1 protein-coding gene is annotated in these 619 nt (G+C 64.6%); it reads left to right on the top strand.

Annotated features, from left to right (window positions below; all coding sequences use genetic code 11):
* A partial coding sequence (locus ACLF6P_RS28815) for an AMP-binding enzyme (RefSeq protein ID WP_415954348.1) occupies positions 1-619 on the top strand: 619 nt, incomplete at both ends.

The raw sequence follows: 619 nt of genomic DNA, 5'->3' as shown, positions 1-619 counted from the left end.
TACGTGCTCGACGCGGCACTGCAACCCGTACCCGTAGGAGTACCCGGCGAACTCTACGTAGCCGGAACCGGCCTCGCCCGCGGATACCTCGGACGCCCCGCACAAACAGCAGAACGATTCATCGCCTCACCCTTCGGCACACCCGGCACCCGCATGTACCGCACCGGAGACATGGCCCGCTGGCTTCCCGACGGCCAACTCGAATTCCTCGGCCGCATCGACCACCAAGTGAAAATACGCGGCTTCCGCATCGAACTCGGCGAAATCGAAGCCGCACTCGGCACCTGCCCAGGCATCACCCAAACAGCAGCAGTCGTACGCGAAGACCGCCCCGGCGACAAACGCATCACCGCCTACATCGTCACCGACACCAACCCGGACACCACCAACCCGGACACCACCCCGGAAACCCTCCGCACAGCCATCGGGAAACACCTCCCCGAATACATGATCCCCTCCGCCTTCATCACCCTCGACACCCTCCCCCTCACCCCCAACGGAAAACTCGACCACAAAGCCCTCCCCGCCCCCACCCACACCACCAACCCCGGCCGCGCCCCCCGCACCACCCACGAAACAATCCTCTGCAACCTCTTCGCCGAAATCCTCGGACTCGACG

The sequence above is a fragment of the Streptomyces lothianensis genome, from assembly GCF_047779955.1.
GTDB lineage: Bacteria > Actinomycetota > Actinomycetes > Streptomycetales > Streptomycetaceae > Streptomyces.
Note: the sequence above shows the minus strand (reverse complement) of the source record. Positions and strands in the feature narration are given on the sequence as shown.